The sequence below is a fragment of the Streptomyces sp. 4F14 genome (assembly GCF_048159485.1).
Classification (GTDB): Bacteria; Actinomycetota; Actinomycetes; order Streptomycetales; family Streptomycetaceae; genus Streptomyces.
This window is the reverse complement of sequence record NZ_JBLRVY010000040.1, coordinates 42104-63588: the sequence shown is the minus strand read 5'-3', so window position 1 is coordinate 63588 and position 21485 is coordinate 42104. Positions and strand designations below refer to the sequence as shown.

Sequence of the window (21485 nt, the reverse complement as noted above, 5' to 3'; positions counted from 1 at the left end):
CCCACGCCAGGGTCAGGAGAAGAGGCGCCTCCAGGTCTCGGGTCCGGGGTAGCCGTCGGCGGCGGCGCCCCGCCAGCCCTGGGCGCGCTGGAACGCCTCGACGGCACGCCGGTCGGCGTCACTCCAGCGGGGGGTGGGTCCGGTGCCGTAGTACCTCCCGTACCCCTTGCGTACGAGCTGTTCGCCCAGCCGGGTGACGTGCGGGTTCTCCACGCCCGGCCGGAAGAAGGCGCGGCCCGGATAGGCGGGCGCGGCCGCCGCGGGGGCGGGCGGGCCCGGGGTGCCGGTGACGATGTCGCGGCCCTTGCCGGCGATCAGCAGCGCCCAGGTGTCGGGGCCGGGGATGCCGTCCGCGTCGGTGCCCCGCCACCCCTGGGCCTGCTGGAACGCCTGGGTGGCACGCCGGTCGGCGTCGGACCAGCGGGGGCCCGGACCCGTCGTATAGAAACGTTTCGCCCCGCGCTCGACGAGCATCTGGCCGAGCGCCGTGACGTGGGCGTTGTTCGCGCCGGGGCCGAAGTACGCGCGCCCCGGGAAGGGGGTGGTGGTCGCGTCGGTCTCGGCGCCTCCCGTACCCGTGGTACCCGTCACTCCTGAGTATCGGTAGGCGAGGTACCGGTCGGAGTGGGTCCAGTAGGCGTAGGGGGTGGCCTGGCGGCGGGTGCCGGGGCGGGTCTGCTCGTAGGCGATGTAGTAGCTGTGGGTGTAGTCCGTCCAGCCGCCGAAGATCACCACGTGGGACCCCTTCTGGGGGTCGACCGGGTTGTGGAAGAGGAGGATGTCGCCGGGCTGGAGGTCCTCCTTGGCGATGCGGACGCCGTACCGGTCGAGGGTGCCCGTCCATTCGTTGCCGGGGAGGTTCCAGGCCATCGAGACGAACCCGGAACAGTCCTGCCGGTAGCCGTCCGACCAGTACGCGGTCATGCTGTACGGCACTTTCGCGGTGACCCACTTCTTCGCCCGCTTGATGATGTCGGCGCGGGTGGTGGCCGGGGTCTTCAGCGGGGCCGCCGGGCGGCCGGGCGGTCCGTGCAGCGGGGCCGCGCCGCCCTGGGGGGTCTCGGGCTCGCCACCTGCGCGAACGGTGCGGGCGGGGCTCTGGGGCGCGGCCTGGGCGGGGGGTGCGTGCGCGGCGCCGAGGGCCGCTGTGGCGGCCGACGCGGTGGCCACGACGATCACCGCGCGGGGGGTGACGGCGAGCGCCGGGCGGCCGGGACCGATCGGTCTGCGCCGTACGCAGCCGGTGCAGCCGCAGTCGTTCGCGGGATCGATCTCCTCGAATACCGGAGTCTCCATGAGACGCCCCTCACACTCCGCCGGACATATCCACTTCCGTGCACATTCGCCAGCTTCTCAACTGTCGCCCGGGCTCGCATGTTGACGGTCCGAATGATGTAACCGGGTAGTACTCCGGCGTTCGACCGGGCGTTCGGGCGGTCGGGATCACCCCCGGTCGTCCTGTAGAGTTACGACGTCAGCAGGCGCCGCTAGCTCAGTTGGTTAGAGCAGCTGACTCTTAATCAGCGGGTCCGGGGTTCGAGTCCCTGGCGGCGCACAGACCGGAGGAGCCTCCCGAGCGATCGGGGGGCTTTTTCGCGTTCCCGGGCTGTTACGGCCCCTCCCGCCGGGGTAGGTGCCGCGCCAGGGGGGTGGCCGGAAGGGGAGCGCGGGCATGCAACACACCACCTGGGAAGGCCGGTTGGCGGCGGCGCTGCTGGAGGCCGCCGACACCCTCACCGACGGCTTCGAGGTCGCCGCCCACCTCCGGCTGGTCTCCGGCCGGTGCGCGGAGCTGCTCGCCGCCAGGGCCGTCGGCATCATGCTGGTCGGCGACGGCGGCGAGACCCTCGCGCTCGGCGGCAGCGACCGGCTCGCGCCCGTCCTGCTGGAGGCCCAGCAGGGCGGCGGGCCCTGCCCGGAGAGCCACCGCACCGGCCGGCCGGTACCGCCCGTCTCCCTGCACGGCCCCGAAGTCACCGCCCGCTGGCCGGAGTTCACGTCCTGCGCACTGCGGCACGGGATCGGTACGACCTTCGCGGTGCCGTTACGGCGCGGCGCCTCCCTCCTCGGCGCGCTCAACGTCTTCGATGCCAACCACCAGTCTCCCGACGGGAGTTCGGCTCCGGTCGGGACGGCCCAGGCGTTCGCCGACGCCACCGCGCTCGGCCTGCACAACCATCGCGCGCACGACGGGTTCCGTACGCTCTCCGGGCAGTTGCAGCACGCGCTGACCAGCCGGGTGCGCATCGAGCAGGCGAAGGGGATCCTGGCCGAACGCCGCCGGACGGGCGTGGACGAGGCGTTCGACGTCCTGCGCGGATACGCCCGCCGCAACCGGCTGCCGCTGGACGCGGTGGCCCGTTCGGTCGTCGAACAGACCCTGAGCGACGCCGAGTTGGACGCTCACGGCACACCCCGGCCGCCCCGTGGGCCGTCGCGCACCTGGCGCGACACCTGCGGGAATGACGGTTAGTCACAGCACCGGGACTTGGCGTCAAAAGAACCTAGGCCACGGACCCCGACCCGTTCTACAGTCTCTCTCGGACGCCTCGGTCATTCAGCTCTACAGCCTTGCGGTGCCGCTCCGTTACTCTTCTCAGACGGCCCCAGCCCCCGGCCGGCACACAACCCACCGAGGTTTCCACGAGCCTCCCGCGCCGGTCGCCGGGTTTCTCCCGCAGCCCGTGCGCGCGCGGTCGAGGACCTGCCCGGTCGGCGGTTTCGGGGGAGCGGGCCGCCGGCCGGGACAGGTGTTCTCCCCGGCCGCGTACGGGAGTTCAGGGTCCCGTGCCCGTGAGGTACGCGGAGACGATCACGTTCGCCGTGTAGCTGCGGCTGACCCGGTCGAAGGTGCCCCCGCAGGTGATCAGCCTCAGCTCCGCGCGGCCCGACTCCCGTGTGCCGTACGCCTGTTGGGCGTCGAAGCGGTCGCGCCGGACGACCTCGACGTCGTCCACCGTGAACTCGGCGACCTTTCCGTCACCGCGCACCACCCGGACCGTCTCGCCCGGCTGCACCGTGCTGAGTTTGTAGAAGACGGCCGGGCGGGTCTCCGTGTCGACGTGCCCCACCAGCAGTGCGGTGCCCCGCGCGCCGGGCGTGACGCCGGCCGCGTACCAGCCGACGACGCCGACCTGGTCGTAGGGCGGCGCGTCGATCGCACCGTGCGCGTCGAGGCCGCGGGCCACCACCGGGGCCTGGACGCCGAGTTCGGGGATGTCGATGCGCTGCGGGAGGGCCGCTGTCAACGGGCGGGCGGCGGGCGGGAGTTGCCGGTCCGGGGGGCGGCCGACCGCCGCTATGTCGCCTGTTGTGGGGGCGGATATACCGCCGCGGACCTCGGTGACCTCGCGGCCCCACAGCCAGAGGCCGAGCAGGAGGAGGGCCCAGGCGATGCCGGTGAGGAGGCGGGTGGAGTGGGGGTGGTCGGACACCGGTCAGGGCTTTCCGGGGGTGGCGTCGGGGGGTGGGGGTACTACGCCGGACGGAGTGGGGGTGACGCCGGACGCGGTGAGGGCGGGCGTGGGGGTGACACCGGACGTGTTGGCCGCCGTGGCTGCTGTGGCCGCCGTGGCTCCGCGTCTGCGCAGGACGCCGCGGAGGGCCAGGACCGCGAGGGCGGCGAGGGCCGTGAGGGTGAGGCCGGTGACGGTGTGCGCGGTGTTGGGCGCGGCGGCGCGGGGCTGGGCCAGGGTCTGGAGGTCGGCCGGGGTCCGTGGGTCGGCCGGAATCCGGTCGTCGGGCCGGGTCTCCGCCTGCCGCCGCGCCCGGTCCGCGAGCAGGGCCGCCGCTCCGCCGCCGCCCGCGTGGACCGGGGCGACCGGGGTGGCGTACGGGGTCGCGCCGGGGCCGGCGACCGTGATCCTGCCCTTGATCTCGGCATCCGCGCAGGTGATCGTCACGTCGTAGGCGCCGGGCCGGGTCGTCGAGCGGATCTTCGTCTCGCCGACGAGGGTGCCGCCGGTGCCGATCAGGCGGGCGTCGGAGACGAAGGCGCCGGACACCGCCTTCGCCGTCTTGCCCGCGCAGCCGCTGACCTTGAGCGCGACCTCGCCGCCGGCCAGGGGGGTCGACGGGACCACCGAGACGCCCCGGCCCTCGTCCGCCGCGTACGCCGCTGGTATCACCAGGGTGACGACTGCGCCGAGGGCGGCGGCCAGGACGCCGGTACAGAGTGTGGTGCGGGGTGAACCCATCGTGAAACCTCCAGATATCTGGAGGCTCTCTCACGGGGCCGTCGCGTGCACCCTCAGTAGGGGTGAGCTACTCCGTACGAGTGGGGCCCTCCGGGTCAGATCCGCTCGACGAGGTCGGCGATCGAGTCGACGATCTTCGAGGGGCGGTACGGGAAGTTCTCCACCTGCTCGGGCCGGGTCAGCCCCGTGAGGACGAGGTACGTCTGCATGCCCGCCTCGATGCCGGCCAGGACGTCCGTGTCCATCCGGTCACCGATCATCGCGCTGCTCTCGGAGTGCGCGCCGATCGCGTTCAGCCCGGTCCGCATCATCAGCGGGTTCGGCTTGCCCGCGAAGTACGGCTGCTTGCCGGTCGCCTTCGTGATCAGCGCCGCCACGGCGCCGGTCGCGGGGAGGGGTCCCTCTGTGGAGGGACCGGTCTCATCCGGGTTGGTGCAGATGAAACGGGCGCCGTCGTTGATCAGCCGGACCGCCTTCGTCATCGCCTCGAAGGAATACGTCCGGGTCTCGCCGAGGACGACGTAGTCCGGCTCGTGGTCGGTCAGCACGTACCCGATGTCGTGCAGCGCGGTCGTGAGCCCGGCCTCGCCGATCACGTACGCCGTGCCTCCCGGACGCTGGTCGTCCAGGAACTTCGCGGTCGCGAGCGCCGAGGTCCAGATGTTGTCGACCGGCACGTCCAGACCCATCCGGCTCAGCCGGGCGTGCAGGTCACGGGGCGTGTAGATCGAGTTGTTCGTCAGCACCAGGAACGGCTTGCCCGACTCCCGCAGCTTCTTCAGGAACGCGTCGGCCCCCGGGATCGGGACACCCTCGTGAATGAGCACACCGTCCATGTCGGTGAGCCACGACTCGATGGGCTTGCGGTCTGCCATGTGCGGGGTCTCCTGCCGTGCCGTACACGATCGCACCGTGAGTACGTCGTGGGGCCCACCCTAAGCACAGGTCGGATCTTGAGGGAATGGGTGGATTTCCCGGGGATGACCGGTGGGTTGCCGAGCGGGTCGGGTAGCGGGCCCGGAGGTAGGGGGTACCTGGGCGGGAGGGGTGAGCCGTAGTACCGGAGAGGGACGGTCGCACGGTACGACGCACTGGGCCCGCTCCCCTACTGGTAGTACCTCCGGCGTACGACGACCAGTCCCGCCCCCACCACGACGAGGCACCCGGCGACCGCCGCCATCCCCGTGCCCGCCGCCCCCGACCCCGTTCCGGCGAGTTCCCGGGCCTCCTCGCCGCGGCCCTCCGTCTCCCCCGGACCGGAGGTGGCGGAGGCGTGGGCCGGCCCCTCGACGGTGAACCGGTAGGCGTTGGACCGGCCCACCCACTCCCCGTCGCCACCTTGGCGCTGGACGACGGCCGCGTGGGCGGTGACGTCGTTCGCGACGGCGTCGGAGGTGAGGGAGAGGCGGAGCTTCACGGTGAGGGTGCGGTGCGCGGGGACGGAGAACCCGGCGAAACCAGCGTCCCCGGTACCCGGTTCGCCCTGCTCCCCCGCGTCCGTGTCGCCCTCCCCGAACGGCCCGACCAGTTCGTCCGCGTCGGTCTCCTCGAACCGCACCGTGCGGGGGCGCGGACCGTCGTAGTACTCCAGCCGGACCTGGTCCGCCGTCAACTCCCGCCGCCCGTCGACCAGGACGACCACGGGGTGCACCCCGGCGCAGTCCCGCCCGGTGCCGTTCACGAGGTCCAGGTACCAGACCCCGTACCCGCCCCCGGAGGCGTAACTCTCAGGTCCACCCCGCAGCCGGGCGGTGAGTGGGAATTCCCGGGCGTCGGGGGCGGCGCAGGCGGGCAGCTCGGCGGCGTGCGCGGGCGGGGCGCCGACGCCCACGACGAGGGCGGCCGGGACGAGGGCCGCGGAGGGGGCGCACAGCAGGGCGGGGCCGAGGACTGCCCCGGCGAGGCGGCGGGCGAGGGACAGGCAGGGTCGCATGGTCATGTGAGCCTGCCGGAGCACGCCGGGTGCAGGGCCTCGCCGCTCCGGCGGGGCTGCGGAGTCCGCCCGTTCAGCTCATATGACGTACACATGGGCGGCGCCGCAGGTACTAACCGGGTACACCCCTGGAGCTACGGCTCCTTGTGGCCCCGGCATCCCCACCGCCGTCACTCCGTACCCCCGTACCCGCGCACCCCCGTACCCCCGTACCCCGCAAGTACTACCCTCTCCCGAACACCGCCCCCAACCACAGCTGAGCCGCCCCCACCGCGACCCCCCAGACCCCGCCGTCGGCGACCCGCACCGGCACCTCCCCCACCTCCGCGGAGACCCCCCGGACGAACACCTCCGGCGTCTGCTCGACCCTGCGTCCGCCGAGCAGGACCCGGTCGATGTCGAGCAGCCCGACGAGGTTCGCGGCGCCCACCCCCAGGACGCGGGCCGCCTCCCGCGGATCTCCCCGGTCGAGGGCCGCGAGGCACAGCACCTCGACGCAGCCGGACTTCCCGCAGGGACAGCGGGGGCCGTCGAGGAGGATCACCTGGTGGCCGAACTCCCCGGCGCCCGTCCGTGCCCCCCGGTGGACCGTCCCGCCGATGACCAGGCCCGCGCCGAGGCCGGTGCCGAGGTGGAGGTAGGCGAAGGAGCCGCCCTCTCCGGCGACGGCGAGGCCGAGGGCAGCGGCGTTGGTGTCCTTGTCGACGACGACGGGGACGTCGAGGGCGCGGGCGAGCACGTCGCGCAGGGGGAAGCCGTCCCAGTCGGGGAAGCCGGTGACGCGGCCGAGTACCCCGTACGTATGGTCCAGCGGCCCCGGAAGGGCTACCCCCGCCCCCAGGAGTCCTACGACCCCCTCCGCGAGCAGTCCCCGCACCTCACGTACTAGACCGTCTACGACCTCGGAGGTACCCGCCCCCAGATCCAGCGGGGTACACCTCTCCGCGACGACCCGGCCGTCCAGCCGGACGAGGACCGCGCGCAGCTCGTCCCGGTCGAGGTGTACCCCCACGGCATGGCCGACCCCGGGGACGAGCCGCAGGACGGTGCGGGGCTTGCCGCCGGTGGAGGCTCGGTGGCCGGCCTCCGCCGCGTACCCCTCCTCCCGCAGCCGTGCGGTGATCTTGCTGACGGCCTGCGGGGTGAGGCCGGTCCGCTCGGCGAGTTCGAGGCGGCTGATCCCGTCGGCGCCGGCCGTGCGCAGCAGGTCGAGCACGAGCGCGGTGTTGTGCCCGCGTACGGCGAGGAGGTTGGTGCCCGTCGTGCGCCCCGGGTCGTTCGTCCTGTTCACGCCTCCATTCTCGCCCGCGCTTGCACTTTGGCAACAGCGTTGCCAAAGTGGACGCCATGAGTACTGGCGCTGCTGCGAACCCCCTCCGCGTGGGCCTGGTCGGCTACGGCCTCGCGGGCTCCGTCTTCCACGCCCCGTTGATCGGCACGACGAAGGGCCTGACCCTCGACACGGTCGTCACCGCGAACCCGGACCGCCAGGCGCAGGCGCGCGCCGAACACCCCGGTGTCGCGGTCGTGCCGACGCCGGACGAACTCCTCGCGCGGGCGGGCGAGTTGGACCTCGTGGTGATCGCCTCCCCGAACAGGACGCATGTCCCGCTGGCGACCGCCGCGCTCGACGCGGGGCTCCCGGTCGTCGTCGACAAGCCGATCGCGGGGACGGCGGAGGAGGCCCGCGCGCTCGCGACGCTCGCCGAGGAACGCGGGCTGCTGCTGTCCGTCTTCCAGAACCGCCGCTGGGACAACGACTTCCTGACCCTGCAAAAACTGCTGGCCGACGGCGAACTCGGTGACGTGTGGCGGTTCGAGTCGCGCTTCGAGCGCTGGCGTCCGCTGCCGAAGGGCGGCTGGCGCGAGTCCGGCGACCCCGCAGAGATCGGAGGTCTGCTGTACGACCTGGGCAGTCACCTCGTGGACCAGGCGCTGGTGCTGTTCGGTCCGGTGGCCTCCGTGTACGCGGAGGCGGACGTCCGCCGGCCCGGCGCCGAGACCGACGACGACACGTTCATCGCCCTGACGCACGTGAGCGGTGTCCGCACCCACCTCTACGCGTCCGCGACAACCGCTCAACTCGGGCCGCGTTTCCGGGTGCTGGGGTCGAAGGCGGGATTCGTGAAGTACGGGCTCGACCCGCAGGAGGCGGCGCTGCGCGAGGGCGCTCGGCCGGGGTCCGGATGGGGCGTGGAGCCCGAGGAACTGTGGGGGCGGGTCGGCGCCGGGGAATCGCCGGTGATCGGGGGCGGCCGGGCCGTGCGGACCCTACCTGGGGACTACCCCGCCTACTACGCTGCGGTGAGCGAGGCGCTGATCGGGGGCGGCCCGAACCCGGTGCCCGCCACCGAGGCGGCCGCCGCCCTCGACGTCCTGGAGGCGGCCCGCCGTTCGGCACGAGAAGGATCGACGGTGACCCTGTGATGGTGAACAACAAGCCCGCCCCGGAAATCACGCCCACGCTCGATGAGCTGAAAGCCCAGGAACGGCGTCTGGTGTTCCGGCAATTCACGTACGACGACGCCTGGACGCTGGGTTCTCTGCTGGTCGGACTGGCCCGTGAGCGCGAGGCTCCGGTGGCGATCGACATCCACCGCTCCGGACAGCAGCTGTTCCATGCCGCCCTGCCCGGCTCGTCCCCCGACAACGACGCCTGGATCGCCCGGAAACGCCGGGTCGTGGAACGGTACGGTTCCGCCTCCTATCTGGTGGGAGCGGAATTCAGGGCGAAGGGAACGACATTCGAGGAATCGTCCCGCCTCGACCCCGATGAATACGCGGCGCACGGCGGATCGTTCCCGATCACCGTCGAGGGAGTGGGCGTGATCGGGTCCGTGACGGTGTCGGGACTTCCCCAGCTCGAAGATCACAGGTTCGTGGTCGAAGCGCTGGAGGAATTCCTCCAGAAGGGCTGACCGCTCAGGCGTCCTTGAATTCCTGCCGTTGCCGCCCGAGCCCCTCGATCTCCAGTTCCACCACGTCACCGGCCCGGAGATAGGGCTTGGGCTCGGGCCTGCCCAGCGCGACCCCGGCGGGCGTACCCGTATTGATGACGTCGCCGGGGTAGAGCGTCATGAACTGGCTGACATACCGCACGACCTCGCCCACCGGGAATATCTGTTCGGCGGTGGTCCCGTTCTGCTTCAGCTCGCCGCCGACCCAGAGTTTCAGGGCGAGATTCTGCGGGTCGGGAATCTCGTCGGCGGTCACCAGCCACGGCCCGAGCGGGTTGAACGTCTCGCAGTTCTTCCCCTTGTCCCAGGTGCCGCCCCGCTCGATCTGGAATTCCCGCTCCGAGACGTCGTGCGCCACCGCGTAACCGCCGACATGTGCGAGCCCTTCCTCGGCGGATTCCAGATAGCGGGCGGTACGGCCGATGACGACCGCCAATTCGACTTCCCAGTCCGTCTTCACGGAACCGCGCGGCACGAGAACCGTGTCATAAGGCCCTACGACGGTGTCGGCGGCCTTGAAGAAGATCACCGGTTCCGCGGGCGGCTCGGCGCCGGTCTCGCGGGCGTGGTCGTGGTAGTTGAGGCCGATGCACACGATCTTCCCGATCCGGGCGACCGGCGCTCCCACGCGCGTCGTGCCGGCGTCGATCACGGGCAGTTCACCGCCGGCGACGGCGTCCCTGACCCTCGCCAGGGCCGCCGCGTCCGCGAGGAGGGTGCCGTCGATGTCGTCCACGAGTCCGGAGAGGTCCCGTAGTACTCCAGCGGTATCCAGCGCCGCGGGGCGTTCCGCCCCCGCCGTGCCGACGCGCAGCAGCTTCATCGTCGTAGTACCTCTCACTCGCTGGTGGTACGTCTCCGGTGACCCCAGCCATCCGATGTCTGCTCGATCCTCCGACCTATCCGTTCAGTCCGCAATACCCCGTTCACGTACTGGACCTGACTCTCGCAGGGTGCGTCACCGGTAGAGCAGCGCCCGCTCCGCCGTCCCCCACGCCGCGCTCGTCACGAGGTACAGCGCGGCGGCCAGCGGTACGACGGCGACGCTGACCAGCGTGAAGAACGACATGAACGGCATCACCCGGGTGACCGCGCCGAGCCCCGGCACCTCGCCGCCCGCGCCGGCCGGCATGCTCGTGTTCATGGTGCGGCGGCTCTGCCGGTACCCGAACCAGGCGACGACCGCGACGAGGGCGAACAGGCCCAGGTAGACGAGGCCCGCGGGGCCGAACAGGCCGCCGTCGCCCAGCGCGTCGGTCCACCGCTTCCCCAACGGGGCGGCCAGCAGCTCGTGTTCGAGCAGGCTGTTGGCCTCGCCGCCGATCGTCGGGCGGGAGAAGAGGGAGAACAGGGCGAAGAACACGGGGAGTTGGAGCAGGCTCGGCAGGCATCCCGCGAGCGGGGACACCTGTTCCTTCGCGTGCAGCTCCAGGACCGCCTTCTGGAGTCGCTCCGGGTTCTTGCCGTGCTTCTTGTTCAGTTCGGCGATCTTCGGTTGCAGTGCCTGCCGCGCCTTCTGGCCGCGCGCCGACGCGCGGGACAGGGGGTGGACCAGGAGGCGTACCAGCGCGGTCAGCAGGATGATCGCGGCGGCTGCGGCGGAGGCGTGGAAGAGGGGTTCGAGCAGCGCGGCGAACCGCTCGACCAGGGACGCGAGGACGGACATGGTGGGTGAGCCCTCCGGGGGGTCTCGTCGTGCCGGGGTGGGGGTGGTGCGGCATGACGACTCACGCGGGCAGGCGTGTCCCACCGGAGAGGCCGGGGTGTCCTTACGCGGCCCGGTCGTGACCTGGGGGTGCCCTACGCGGTGGTCGTCCGGAGGGCGAGTCCGGGCGCTCGGGGCCGGGAGCGGCCCGAGGCGTCGGGGTCACGCTGGGGGAGGAAGGCCGTACGGCGGGCCCGGTCCCGGATCGCCGTACGGATGCGCGTGCCCGGGACGGGGGGCGCGCAGCGGGCGGCGAGGAGGCGGACGAGGGCGAACGCCGAGCCGATCGCGGCGGCCACGGCGAGGGCGGTGAAGAAGGGGGCGGTGTCGAGGAGGAGAGTGCCGGCGAGGAGTACGAGGAGGGCGCCGAACGCCCGTACCGGGAAGCGGTCTTGGAGACGTTCCCTCATGCCGCTCCCCCCTCTTCCGCTCGGTCCGGTCGCTGCCTGTGCCCTGAAGACGAACGGGCCCGGCCGGTGGTTCCCGCTCCCGGCGATCTTTTCCGCCGGCCCCGGGACGGCCCACGATCTCCGCCGGCCCCGAGACACCGGCCCGGCCCGCGCCCCGCTCAGCCCCGGCGCTCGCTCGACACCAGCTTCCCCCACACCACCAGCCGGTAGCGGGACGTGTACGCCGGGGTGCACGTGGTCAGCGTGATGTACGCCCCAGGTATGTCGTACCCGTACCCGGGGTGAACGATCGAGCGGGGTACGACCCGTAGTACTCCGGAGTCACGGGCCGAGGTCTGCGGAAGGATCCGGTCGACGACGTACGTGTGGACGGTGGACGCGGTCTCCACCCGGAGGGTGTCTCCCCGCCGGAGCCGGTCGAGGTGGCGGAAGGGCTCGCCGTGGGTGTTGCGGTGGGCGGCGAGGGCGAAGTTGCCCTGGCGGCCGGGCTGCTGGGTGCCGGGGTAGTGGCCGGCGTACCCCTTGTCGAGGACGCCCCGTTTGCCGATACCCTCGGCCACGGGGACGCGGACGCCGAGCCGAGGCAGGACGAGGACGGCGTACGCCTGGGAGTCTCGGGGGGTAGTACCTCCGGACGACCGGCCCGGGTTCCCGTCGGTGGGGCCGGGGTCGACGGAGGGGTCCTCCTCGGGGGAGCCGCCTCGGGACGGCTGCCCCGCGTTCTCCCACTGCCGCTCCAGCGCCTGGACCTCGCGTTCGGCGCCCTGTCTGGCCGCCTGGTTGGTCCACCAGAGCTGGTGGACGACGAGCAGCAGCACCAGCACCCCGGCGGTGACGAGGAGTTCGGCGCCGGTCCACAGGAACCGGCGGCGTCGGGCGCGGCGGCGCAGGGCTCGGTGCAGGGAGTGGTGTTGGACGACGGGGTTCGGCACGCGGGACCACCTCCGCCACGTCGGGCTCGTTCCCGGGGTTCCCGTCGCGGGGGTTCCCGTTCCCGGGGTGCCCGGACGATAAGGGATGCGGACCAAACTCTCCAGACCTGCCCATTCACGGCGTCGCGTTCGTCCGGTCGAACCCTTCTTCCATCGGTTTGTGAAAGGGCTGTCGTATGTCTCGACAACACGGCACGACACCCCTGATGCTTCCTGTCGCACCCCCCACAAGGCCGGTTGGACGACCGGCCCTCCCCACAACCGTCGATCGACGACGATCGAAGCGGAGTAGCCATGATCCGACGCAGGACACTGCTCGCGGCCGGCGGCGGCGCGTTCCTCGGCACCGCCCTGGCCACCGGCACGGCCCGAGCCGACGCGACGATTGCCGTCAACCCCGGCTCCACGTACGGCACTTGGGAGGGCTGGGGCACGTCCCTGGCCTGGTGGGCGAACGTCTTCGGCGCCCGGGACGACTTCGCCGACATCTTCTTCACCACCAAGTCGACGACGTACAACGGCACTTCGCTCCCCGGCCTGGGCCTGAACATCGCCCGCTACAACCTGGGCGCGTGCAGCTCGAACTCGGTGGGCGGCGAGTCGATGGTGGCCTCCGCCAACATCCCCGCGTTCAAGCAGATCGAGGGCTACTGGCAGGACTGGAACAACGAGGACCCCACCTCCTCGGCCTGGAAGTGGACGGCGGACGCCAAGCAGCGCGCCATGCTCCAGAAGGCGGTCTCGCGCGGCGCGACGACCGAGCTGTTCGCCAACTCACCCATGTGGTGGATGTGTTCGAACCACAACCCGTCCGGCGCGGCCGGCGGCGGCAACAACCTCCAGACCTGGAACTACCGCCAGCACGCCTCCCACCTCGCGGCGGTCGCCCTCTACGCCAAGAACAACTGGGGCGTGAACTTCGCGACCGTCGACCCCTTCAACGAGCCCTCGTCGTCCTGGTGGACGGCGACCGGCACACAGGAGGGCTGCCACATGGACGCGACCGTCCAGGCCGCCGTACTCCCCTACATGCGCAGCGAGTTGGACAAGCGGGGCCTAACCGGCGTACGGATCGCGGCGAGCGACGAGACCAACTACGACACGGCGCGCAGCACTTGGAGCGCGTTCTCGTCGACGACCAAGGGGCTCGTCAGCCAGGTCAACGTGCACGGGTACCAGGGTTCCGGCGGCCGGCGGGACGCGCTCTACACGGACGTCGTGACGACGTCCGGCAAGAAGCTGTGGAACTCCGAGACCGGTGACAACGACGGTACGGGCATGTCCATGGCCAGCAACCTCCTCTACGACTTCCGCTGGCTGCACCCCACGGCGTGGGTGTACTGGCAGGTCATGGACCCCTCGTCGAACTGGGCGATGATCGCGTACGACGCCGCGACGCTCGCGCCCGGTGCCGTACAGACGAAGTACTACGTGATGGCCCAGTTCAGCCGGCACATCCGGCCGGGTATGACGATCCTCGACACGGGGGTGAGCTACGCGGTCGCGGCCCTCGACCGGTCGGCGAACCGGCTCGTGATCGTCGCGGCGAACACGGCGACGTCCGCGCAGACGCTGACGTTCGACCTCTCCCGGTTCACCTCCGTCTCCGGGGGGTCGGGGGGTGTCGTACCGCGCTGGAGCACGCTGACGACCGGCGGCGGGGACCTCTACACGGCCCGTTCGGACATCCGGGTGTCCGGCAAGACGGTCGCGGTGCCGTTCGCGGCGAAGTCGGTGCAGACGCTGCAGATCGACGGGGTGGTCGTGTAGGGGGTACCCGGGTATGACATACCACCGTAGGCCCGGGGTCCGGACCCACCCCGGCCTGCGGATACCTCACCTTCGTCACCCGCGGGCAGTACCGTGTCGTCCATGCGCCCCGACACGCCCGCCGAGAACGTCGACCACACCGCCGAAGCCGCCCGCCTGGAACGCACCGTCGCCCTCCACCCGGAGGACGCGGAACCGCTCCTGCTGCGGGCGGCGGCCCACCTGGAACTGGCCGGCGACCGCCCCGCGGCAACCGCTCTGTACGACCGCCTGCTGGCGACCCCGGACACCCTGGACGCCCCGCACCTCACCCGCGCCCTGAAGGCGGCCAACCTCTGGGAGTACGGCCACGAGGCCGAGGCCCGCGCGATCATCGACGGCATCCGCGCGACCGCTCCGCGCGACCCCGCGCCGTGGGTGATCGTCGCGGAGGCGCTGGAGTCCCACGACGAACTGGAGGCGGCGGAGGCGACGTTCACGGAAGGTGCCCGCCTGCTCCTGGCGGACGTGGCCGAACCCCCGTACTCCACCCACCCGTTGCTCTTCGGCCGGCACCGTGTACGCCGCATGCTCGGCGCCGCCCACGATGACTGGGACCAGCTCGCCGACACCCTCCACACCTCGCCGGTCTCCCTCGACGAACTCCACGACCCCAAACGCGTCTGGTCGTTGGGCTCGGAGAACCCCGCGGAACTGGCCGCCGAGATCTCCCGCCTGCGCGCCGAACTCGGCGCCTACCGCGAGGCGTTGTCCCGCCCCTTCCCGGTCGCGGTCCTCCACTGGCCGGCCCCCGAACTCACGGAACTCCTCTCGGCATACCCCTCCCTCGGCGCCGAATACCCGTCCCACGAAGCCCACTTGGCGACCATAGAGTCCTCCCTCCGTGAACTCGCCGCGTCCGGCACGCCCAACTTGGGCATCGTCACCGGCACGGTCCCCTCCTACGAGGCGTTCGCCGCGTCCGAGGGCACCTCACCGTCCGATCCGACGCTCCTGCCGCAGTACGCCACGACGTTGGCGGCGCGGGGGCGCGCGGTGGCGTGGCCGCCGCAGCGGGGGGCGGAGTGCTGGTGCGGGTCGGGGAGCGCGTACGGAGAGTGTCACGGAACGGACCGAAAGTCGTAACACCAGGTCACAAGAGTCACTTTCCCACCGCTACCACTACACCTTCACAACTCGCCCACGCTAACGTCGCACACAACCAGTTCAACTGGCGTGCCCGTGCGTGGTCCTGGGTACGTCCCGGTCCGCGAGGAACCCCCGTATGCCTCCTTACCAGCCGTCCTCCGACTGGCAGTTCGACGTACCCACCAGCGGGAGCAAGCAACTCCCCCCGGCGGCACGGTCGTTCGAGTCGCTCGCGCACCAGGGGTACGGCTTCGAGGCGGCGATCGCGGACCTGATCGACAACTCGATCGACGCGGGGGCCCGCAACGTCGTCGTGAGCTTCCTGCGGGACACGGGTGAGCGGGGCGGCCGCGACCGCCTCGTGGGTCTGCTCGTCGTCGACGACGGCGGCGGCATGGACGAGGAGGGGCTGGACACGGCGATGACCGTCGGCGGGCGCGCGGCGTACGCCGACGGCGCGCTGGGGCGGTTCGGCGCCGGTCTGAAGGCGGCCTCCCTCTCGCACGCCGACTCGCTCACCGTCGTCAGCCGCACCAGGCGCAGCCCGTCGGCCGGCCGGCGCTGGCTCACCGCCCACGCGCGGGCCGACTTCACCTGCGACATCGTCGACGCGGTGTACTGCCAGAACCTGGTGGACCGTTACGACGGGGTCATCGGCTGGCACGGCACCATCGTGCGCTGGGACGAGATCCGCGCCTTCGAGACGATCACCGCCGGCCAGACCGACCGCTACCTGAACGACGCGATCGAGCGGCTGGAGACCCATCTCGGCCTCTACCTGCACCGCTTCCTCGCCCGCGAGGGCTTCAACGTGGACATCGTCGTCGAGGACGTCCACACCCGGGAGGAGCTGGACCACCGGGGCGTGGAGCCGATCGACCCGTTCGGCTACCGGGTCCCCGGGAGAGCCGGCTATCCCCGTACGTACGCCGCCCCGGTCGAGGGCGTCGGCGAGGTGACCCTCACGGCGCACGTGTGGCCGCCCAAGTCCCCGCTGGTCGCCTTCCGGGGCATCGGACCGCTCGCCGAGCGCCAGGGCTTCTACCTGTACCGCAACGACCGGCTGGTACAGGCGGGCGGCTGGAACGACACGCGCAGCCCGGAGGGCCATCTCGCGCTCGCCCGGATCTCCGTGGACCTGCCGCCCGAGCCGAACGACGTGTTCGCGCTGACCGTCAAGAAGGACGGCGTCCAGGTCACTCCGGCGTTCGCCCGGGGGCTGGAGCGGGCGCGGGTGCCCGGCACGGACCACACCTTCGCCGAGTACGTCCGTGAGGCCGCGGAGACGTACCGCGAGGCCGCCAAGCGGAACACCGAGGTCAAGCGCGCGGCCGTCGTCCCGCCCGGCAAGGGCATCGACCCGAAGGTGAAGCGGACCCTGCGGGACGAGCTGCCGCAGCTGGAGGGCGACGACCCCGTCTCCTTCGTCTGGGGCAGGGTCGACTCCCCGGAGCTGCTGTTCACGGTCGACCACAAGGAGCGCCTGGTCGTCCTCAACAAGGACTACCGGAACGCCTTCAACGGCGGCCGGCGCGGCGGCTCCAACGACGCGCCCGTCCTCAAGAGCCTGCTCTACCTGATGCTCAACGAGATCTTCCAGAAGGAACGGGTCCGGGCCGTCCAGACCGACAAGGTGGCCCTGTGGAACAGCGTGCTCGTCACCGCCGTCCGGGCCGAACTCGCGCGCGCCGAGGACTAGTTCATCGTTCGTACGGCAGAGAGGCCGACCACCCGCTGTGACCGCCACCGACTCCCTCACCGACCTCCACGGCGAGACTCTCGACGCGATGAACCGGCGCGGCCCGAGACACTTCGCCAAGCTCGCCTTCGCGCTGTCCGACGCCGACGACCCCGACGACGCGGACCTGGTCCTCTTCCACGACCGCATCGTGGCGGCCGCCCCCGACGACGAGTTGCTCGTCCTGTGGCGTCGCCGGCTCACCGCGTGGGACTTCGAGCAGTCCCCCGCGTGGTCGCGGACCCCTCCGCGCACCCCGCAGCGCCGGGCCGAGATCCACGAGAAGCTCGGGTTCGGCGCCGACCTGCGCAAGGCGCTCGACACGGCCGTACCCGTCCACACGGAACCGGGTCCCGTCACCATCAGCCGGGAGTTCCAGCCCTGGTACACCAGGGAGCAGGCGGCGAACCGTTCCTTCTACTGGACCTCGTACGAACGGCTGCTGCGCCGCAAGGGGTGGAGCAGCACGGCGGTGTCCGATCTCGACGAGGCCGCCCACGCGGTCGTCGAGCGGCTCGCCGATCCCACCCGGGAGGACGCCTACGGGGCGCGCGGGCTCGTCGTCGGCTACGTGCAGTCCGGCAAGACCGCCAACTTCACCGGCGTCACCGCCAAGGCCGTCGACGCGGGCTACCGGCTCGTCATCGTCCTGGGCGGCACCCTCAACCTGCTGCGCGGCCAGACCCAGCGCCGGCTCGACATGGAGCTGATCGGCCGGGAGAACATCCTGGGCGCGGCGGACCCGGACGACGCCGACGCGGTCGTAGGGATCGACTACCAGGACGACGAGGACTGGCCGGAGAAGTTCGTCTCGTTCGGCGCCCGTCCGTCCGCCCTCGGCGCCTTCGACATCGAGCGCCTGACCTCCCGCGAACGGGACTACATGTCCCTCGAACGCGGCATCAGCGCCCTGGAGTTCGAGAAGCCGGACCGGACCCGTCCGCTGTACGACCCGGCGAACCTGCACGCGGCCCGCGCCCGCGTCATGGTCGTCAAGAAGAACAAGTCGGTGCTGGAGAAGCTGGTCAAGGACCTCAAGAAGATCGGCCCGATCCTCGGCGAGATCCCGGCACTGATCATCGACGACGAGTCCGACCAGGCGTCGGTGAACACGACGAACCCGAACCGGTGGCAGGACGGCGCGGTCACCCGTACCGCGATCAACGGCCTGATCAGCAGGTTGCTCGGGCTCCTGCCGCGCGCCCAGTACGTCGGCTACACCGCGACGCCGTTCGCGAACGTGTTCATCGACCCGAGCGACGAGGAGGACCTCTTCCCCCGGGACTTCCTGATCTCCCTCCCCCGGCCCGCCGGTTACATGGGGGTGCAGGACTTCCACGACCTGGACGGCGGCGAGGGCGACGCCGAGCGCAAGCACGTCCGGGACATCCCCGACGGCGGCCGGCTCCGGGAAGCCCTCGACGCCTTCGTCCTCACCGGCGCGCTGAAGCTGTACCGCGCCGACCACGGCGTACCGTCCGATCCGTTCCGGCACCACACGATGCTCGTGCACGAATCGGTGCGCATGGCCGAACACGAGCTTCTCGCGCGGGACATCGAGACCCTGTGGCAGAACTCCGCGTACACGGGCCCTGTCGGCCACACCCGCCTGGAGTCCCTCTTCGACCGGGACTTCCGCACCAACGCGGACAACTCCCTGCCCACTCCCCCGGCTTACTCGGACCTCAAGCCGTACGTCCACGAGTCCCGCCGGCTCATCAACCAGGGCGGCAGCCCCGTCCTCGTCGTCAACGGCGCGAGCGAACGCGACTACGCCCAGCCCGCATTGGACTTCGACCGCACCCCGAACGTCTGGAAGATCCTCGTCGGCGGGACGAAGCTGTCCCGGGGGTTCACGGTCGAGGGTCTGACCGTCTCCTACTACCGGCGTACGACCCAACAGGCCGACACCCTCATGCAGATGGGCCGCTGGTTCGGCTTCCGGCCCGGGTACCAGGACCTCGTCCGGCTCTACATCGGCCGCGAGGAGCAGCTCGGCAGCGGCCGTGCCGCGCGGACCGTCGACCTGTACGAGGCGTTCGGGGCGATCTGCCGGGACGAGGAACTCTTCCGCGCGGAACTGGCGCGGTACGCGCCGCTGGTGGAGGGGCGGCCCCAGGTCACGCCGGCGCAGGTGCCGCCGTTGGTGGCGCAGCATCTGGGGTGGGTGCGGCCTTCGGCTCGGAACAAGATGTTCAACGCGGAGTTGGTGGAGGTTCGGTCGCCGGGGATCCCTATCGAACCAACCGTGTACCCAATGGACAGCGCTGCGCTCAGACGGAACACAGAGCGCTGGCGTCCGCTGCTGAACTCGCTCGGTGCGGCCCCGGTCGTGTTCAGCAGCCCGCCGGACGGCACCGGCTCGCGGGCTCGAACCTTCCAAGCGCTGACTGGCACCATCACTCACAGCCGCCTCCTCGATGTTCTGTCCGAGCTGGAGTGGGAGAAAACAGGCCATTTCGACCCCCATCTGGCCTATCTCAGGCAACTCGACGGCACACTCGCCAAGGTGGACGACTGGCTGCTGCTGTCTCCGCGCCTGGCCACCAGCACACGCGCCGAGGCCAGCTTGCTCGGTTCACTGCCGCTGTCTCTCGTACGCCGTACTCGGCAGAGCGGTAAGGCATCCTTCGGCCGTATCGCCAGTGTCGAACACAGCTCGGCGGCCAAGCACTTGATCAACGAGGCAGCCGCAGAGGCTGTCAGCGGCACCGGAATCGGGCCTGCGACGGGAGTGGCAATCCTGTACGCCGTCGTGGAGACAGACAACGACGCCGATGTACACGCGGTCATCCGCGATGGGGCCGCAGATCCGGCCAAGACCGTGATGGCGTTCACCTTGATCCCACCGGCTTCGGCGGTGAGCGCGGACCGTCGGCTAGTGCGTTTCCGTGCCAGGAACTCGCGCACTGACAGCGTGACCATCCCAGCCAACCCGCTCTGACAGACGCCGCCTTGGGTCTAGGCTCTGGACGTGTCCGATCAACCACAATGGGAAGCGCCGGAAGGCTCCTGGGCTTCCTCCGCAGCCCGGCGTCGCAACATGCAGGCGATCCGCAGCCGTGACACGAAGCCCGAGCGGCTGATCCGGAAGCTCGTGCACGCGCAGGGGCTGCGGTACCGCGTGGCCGCCCGTCCCCTGCCGGACCTTCGCCGGACCGCCGATATGGTGTTCCGTCCGGTGAAGGTCGCCGTTTTCATCGACGGCTGCTACTGGCATGGCTGCCCTGAGCATTACGTTCCACCGAAGACGAATTCCGGATACTGGTCGGAGAAAGTCCTCCGCAATGTCGAGCGGGACCGTGACACCGACCGTCGCCTCGAAGAGGCCGGATGGCTCGTGCTCCGTTTCTGGGAGCACGAGTCATCAGCTACTTGTGCCGACCAGATTGCGTCGGCGGTTAGCCGTCGGCGCGCTTCTGCCGCGCGGCGCGTCTGAAACTGACACGTCGAGCGCCATCTGCTCCGTAGCATCGGTTTCTGCGGCCGAGCCGTCGAGGTCCAGGTCGTATCCCTTAAGGAGCTCGTCACGGTACTCCGGCCGGAGTACAGCGGCAATAGCCCTGCCCACCGCCTCGGCGACCGGCGGAGGGAAAGCATTTCCTACCTGCCGGTACTGGGCGGTCTTCCTTCCCTGGAATTTCCATTCCGTCGGAAATCCCTGAATGATCGCGGCCTGCTCAACCGTCAGCATGGGGCCAGCAGGACGGAAGAGGTCACGCTCCGGATCGCACTTCTCGGGATCGTTGGCGACCCCCATCCCGTCCACGCCGAGAACCCCCCAGGCACGCTTGGCCCGGGTCGGCCCAAGATCCGCCCCACCGTGCTTCTTCGAGCCGCCGACCAGCGTCGGAGCAACCCCCTTGCCTTGGGCGGCCGCCTCAGAAGCTTTCTTCAGCCATTCCTGGTAGACCTGCTTGCCCGTACGCTCCCCGGGCTTAGGCCGCTCGCCGAACATGTTCTTCGTCCAGAACTTCCGGCAGCGCGCCTCCATGCTGGCGGAAAGCTCCTCAACTACCGTCGCCTGCTTCCCCAAAGCCTTGACGGGCCAGACGAATTGATTCGGTCCGAGCGCACTCTTGTGGATCACGACCAGAATTGCACGCGGCCGAAGCTGAGGGACACCGAAGTTACTCGCGTCGATCCGGCGCCAGACCTTCCGCATGGCCCGGTCCTGCTCGGCAGCCGACCAGTTCTTCTTGACCTCGGGAACCGCATAGCCAAGCTCCCCCAGTTCGCCAAGGATCTGCCTGCGGTAGTCAATGAAGACCTCCGGGGGTTCCAGGATCCCCCGGACGTTCTCAATCATGACCGCTCTCGGCAGGAGATCACGAATAATCTTGAGCGCGTCCGGAAACAGATCACGTTCGTCCTCCTGACCCAACTGCTTCCCCGCAAGCGAGAAAGGCGGGCAAGGAACGCCTCCGGCAAACAAATCTAGCTCGCCTTTTCCGACCGTGAGATCGCGGCGCATGTCGGACTGAAGGAATTCCTTCACGTCCATAGATTCAAGGCTGTGGGCCCGCGCTTCGTCCCACCCCGGCCAGCCGCCCACATTCGCCCGGAGAGTGTCCACCGCGTTTGGGTCCCACTCCACGAGCCCCAGGTGATCAAACCCCGCGCTGTGCAGACCGACAGCTTGTCCGCCCGCCCCCGCACAGATCTCCAACGAGGTCAGTGGCGAGGTGAACTGCGGGCGCTCGCGGCCGCTCATAG

The 21485-nt window shown here is 70.6% G+C and carries 19 protein-coding genes and 1 tRNA gene; 9 read left to right on the top strand and 11 right to left on the bottom strand.

The features are described 5' to 3' along the window. Positions 1-12: 12 nt before the first annotated feature. Positions 13-1296 carry a peptidoglycan-binding protein gene (locus ACLZOT_RS44470; RefSeq protein WP_416974953.1) on the bottom strand — a complete coding sequence of 428 codons (1284 nt, stop codon included), beginning with the start codon at positions 1294-1296 and terminating at the stop codon, positions 13-15. A gap of 185 nt (positions 1297-1481) precedes the next feature. On the opposite strand from ACLZOT_RS44470, the gene ACLZOT_RS44465 reads away from it, so the two are divergent. Next, a tRNA-Lys gene (locus ACLZOT_RS44465) sits at positions 1482-1555 on the top strand. Positions 1556-1672: 117 nt separating this feature from the next. Next, positions 1673-2473, top strand: a complete 801-nt coding sequence (locus ACLZOT_RS44460) for a GAF and ANTAR domain-containing protein (RefSeq protein WP_416974952.1) — start codon at positions 1673-1675, stop codon at positions 2471-2473. A gap of 304 nt (positions 2474-2777) precedes the next feature. Here the strand turns inward: ACLZOT_RS44460 and ACLZOT_RS44455 are convergent, their stop codons facing one another. The 5 genes from ACLZOT_RS44455 to ACLZOT_RS44435 form a co-directional block, all read right to left on the bottom strand. Then, positions 2778-3434 carry a class F sortase gene (locus ACLZOT_RS44455; RefSeq protein ID WP_416974951.1) on the bottom strand — a complete coding sequence of 219 codons (657 nt, stop codon included), beginning with the start codon at positions 3432-3434 and terminating at the stop codon, positions 2778-2780. A gap of 3 nt (positions 3435-3437) precedes the next feature. Continuing rightward, positions 3438-4196: a hypothetical protein gene (locus ACLZOT_RS44450; protein ID WP_416974950.1), complete on the bottom strand. Its 759-nt coding sequence runs from the start codon at positions 4194-4196 to the stop codon at positions 3438-3440. Between the two features lie 95 nt (positions 4197-4291). Next, positions 4292-5071, bottom strand: coding sequence for an HAD-IIA family hydrolase (locus ACLZOT_RS44445; RefSeq protein WP_416974949.1), 780 nt, complete (start codon positions 5069-5071; stop codon positions 4292-4294). Positions 5072-5301: 230 nt separating this feature from the next. Continuing rightward, entirely contained in the window at positions 5302-6135 is an 834-nt protein-coding gene (locus ACLZOT_RS44440) for a hypothetical protein (RefSeq protein WP_416974948.1), read from the bottom strand. A gap of 217 nt (positions 6136-6352) precedes the next feature. Further along, positions 6353-7420 carry an ROK family transcriptional regulator gene (locus ACLZOT_RS44435; RefSeq protein WP_416974947.1) on the bottom strand — a complete coding sequence of 356 codons (1068 nt, stop codon included), beginning with the start codon at positions 7418-7420 and terminating at the stop codon, positions 6353-6355. 56 nt (positions 7421-7476) lie between these two features. Here ACLZOT_RS44435 and ACLZOT_RS44430 point away from each other — a divergent pair, with 56 nt between their 5' ends. Beyond that, positions 7477-8556 carry a Gfo/Idh/MocA family oxidoreductase gene (locus ACLZOT_RS44430; protein WP_416974946.1) on the top strand — a complete coding sequence of 360 codons (1080 nt, stop codon included), beginning with the start codon at positions 7477-7479 and terminating at the stop codon, positions 8554-8556. Further along, positions 8556-9047, top strand: a complete 492-nt coding sequence (locus ACLZOT_RS44425; protein WP_416974945.1) for a heme-degrading domain-containing protein — start codon at positions 8556-8558, stop codon at positions 9045-9047. Before ACLZOT_RS44430 ends, ACLZOT_RS44425 begins: the two co-directional genes overlap by 1 nt. Before the next feature lie 4 nt (positions 9048-9051). On the opposite strand, the gene ACLZOT_RS44420 is transcribed toward ACLZOT_RS44425, so the two are convergent. The 4 genes from ACLZOT_RS44420 to ACLZOT_RS44405 all read right to left on the bottom strand — a co-directional run bounded on the left by ACLZOT_RS44420 (position 9052) and on the right by ACLZOT_RS44405 (position 12133). After that, complete coding sequence (locus ACLZOT_RS44420) at positions 9052-9909, bottom strand: fumarylacetoacetate hydrolase family protein (protein WP_416974944.1); 858 nt, start codon at positions 9907-9909, stop codon at positions 9052-9054. A gap of 135 nt (positions 9910-10044) precedes the next feature. After that, positions 10045-10752 carry a YidC/Oxa1 family membrane protein insertase gene (locus ACLZOT_RS44415; protein ID WP_416974943.1) on the bottom strand — a complete coding sequence of 236 codons (708 nt, stop codon included), beginning with the start codon at positions 10750-10752 and terminating at the stop codon, positions 10045-10047. A 134-nt stretch (positions 10753-10886) separates the two neighbouring features. Then, on the bottom strand, positions 10887-11201 hold the full coding sequence (locus ACLZOT_RS44410) for a DUF6412 domain-containing protein (protein WP_416974942.1): 315 nt from the start codon (positions 11199-11201) through the stop codon (positions 10887-10889). Positions 11202-11359: 158 nt separating this feature from the next. Next, on the bottom strand, positions 11360-12133 hold the full coding sequence (locus ACLZOT_RS44405; RefSeq protein ID WP_416974941.1) for a class E sortase: 774 nt from the start codon (positions 12131-12133) through the stop codon (positions 11360-11362). Between the two features lie 294 nt (positions 12134-12427). Between ACLZOT_RS44405 and ACLZOT_RS44400 the strand changes: the two genes are divergently transcribed. The 5 genes from ACLZOT_RS44400 to ACLZOT_RS44380 all read left to right on the top strand — a co-directional run bounded on the left by ACLZOT_RS44400 (position 12428) and on the right by ACLZOT_RS44380 (position 20208). Beyond that, positions 12428-13903: a beta-1,6-galactanase gene (locus tag ACLZOT_RS44400; protein ID WP_416974940.1), complete on the top strand. Its 1476-nt coding sequence runs from the start codon at positions 12428-12430 to the stop codon at positions 13901-13903. 102 nt (positions 13904-14005) lie between these two features. Further along, positions 14006-15028, top strand: coding sequence for an SEC-C metal-binding domain-containing protein (locus tag ACLZOT_RS44395; RefSeq protein WP_416974939.1), 1023 nt, complete (start codon positions 14006-14008; stop codon positions 15026-15028). Between the two features lie 139 nt (positions 15029-15167). Continuing rightward, complete coding sequence (locus ACLZOT_RS44390) at positions 15168-16730, top strand: ATP-binding protein (protein WP_416974938.1); 1563 nt, start codon at positions 15168-15170, stop codon at positions 16728-16730. Positions 16731-16818: 88 nt separating this feature from the next. Next, positions 16819-19713, top strand: a complete 2895-nt coding sequence (locus ACLZOT_RS44385) for a Z1 domain-containing protein (protein WP_416974992.1) — start codon at positions 16819-16821, stop codon at positions 19711-19713. Between the two features lie 30 nt (positions 19714-19743). Beyond that, positions 19744-20208, top strand: a complete 465-nt coding sequence (locus tag ACLZOT_RS44380) for a very short patch repair endonuclease (RefSeq protein WP_416974937.1) — start codon at positions 19744-19746, stop codon at positions 20206-20208. On the opposite strand, the gene ACLZOT_RS44375 is transcribed toward ACLZOT_RS44380, so the two are convergent. Next, positions 20137-21483, bottom strand: coding sequence for a DNA cytosine methyltransferase (locus ACLZOT_RS44375; RefSeq protein ID WP_416974936.1), 1347 nt, complete (start codon positions 21481-21483; stop codon positions 20137-20139). The genes ACLZOT_RS44380 and ACLZOT_RS44375 overlap by 72 nt on opposite strands. Between the last annotated feature and the right edge of the window lie 2 nt (positions 21484-21485).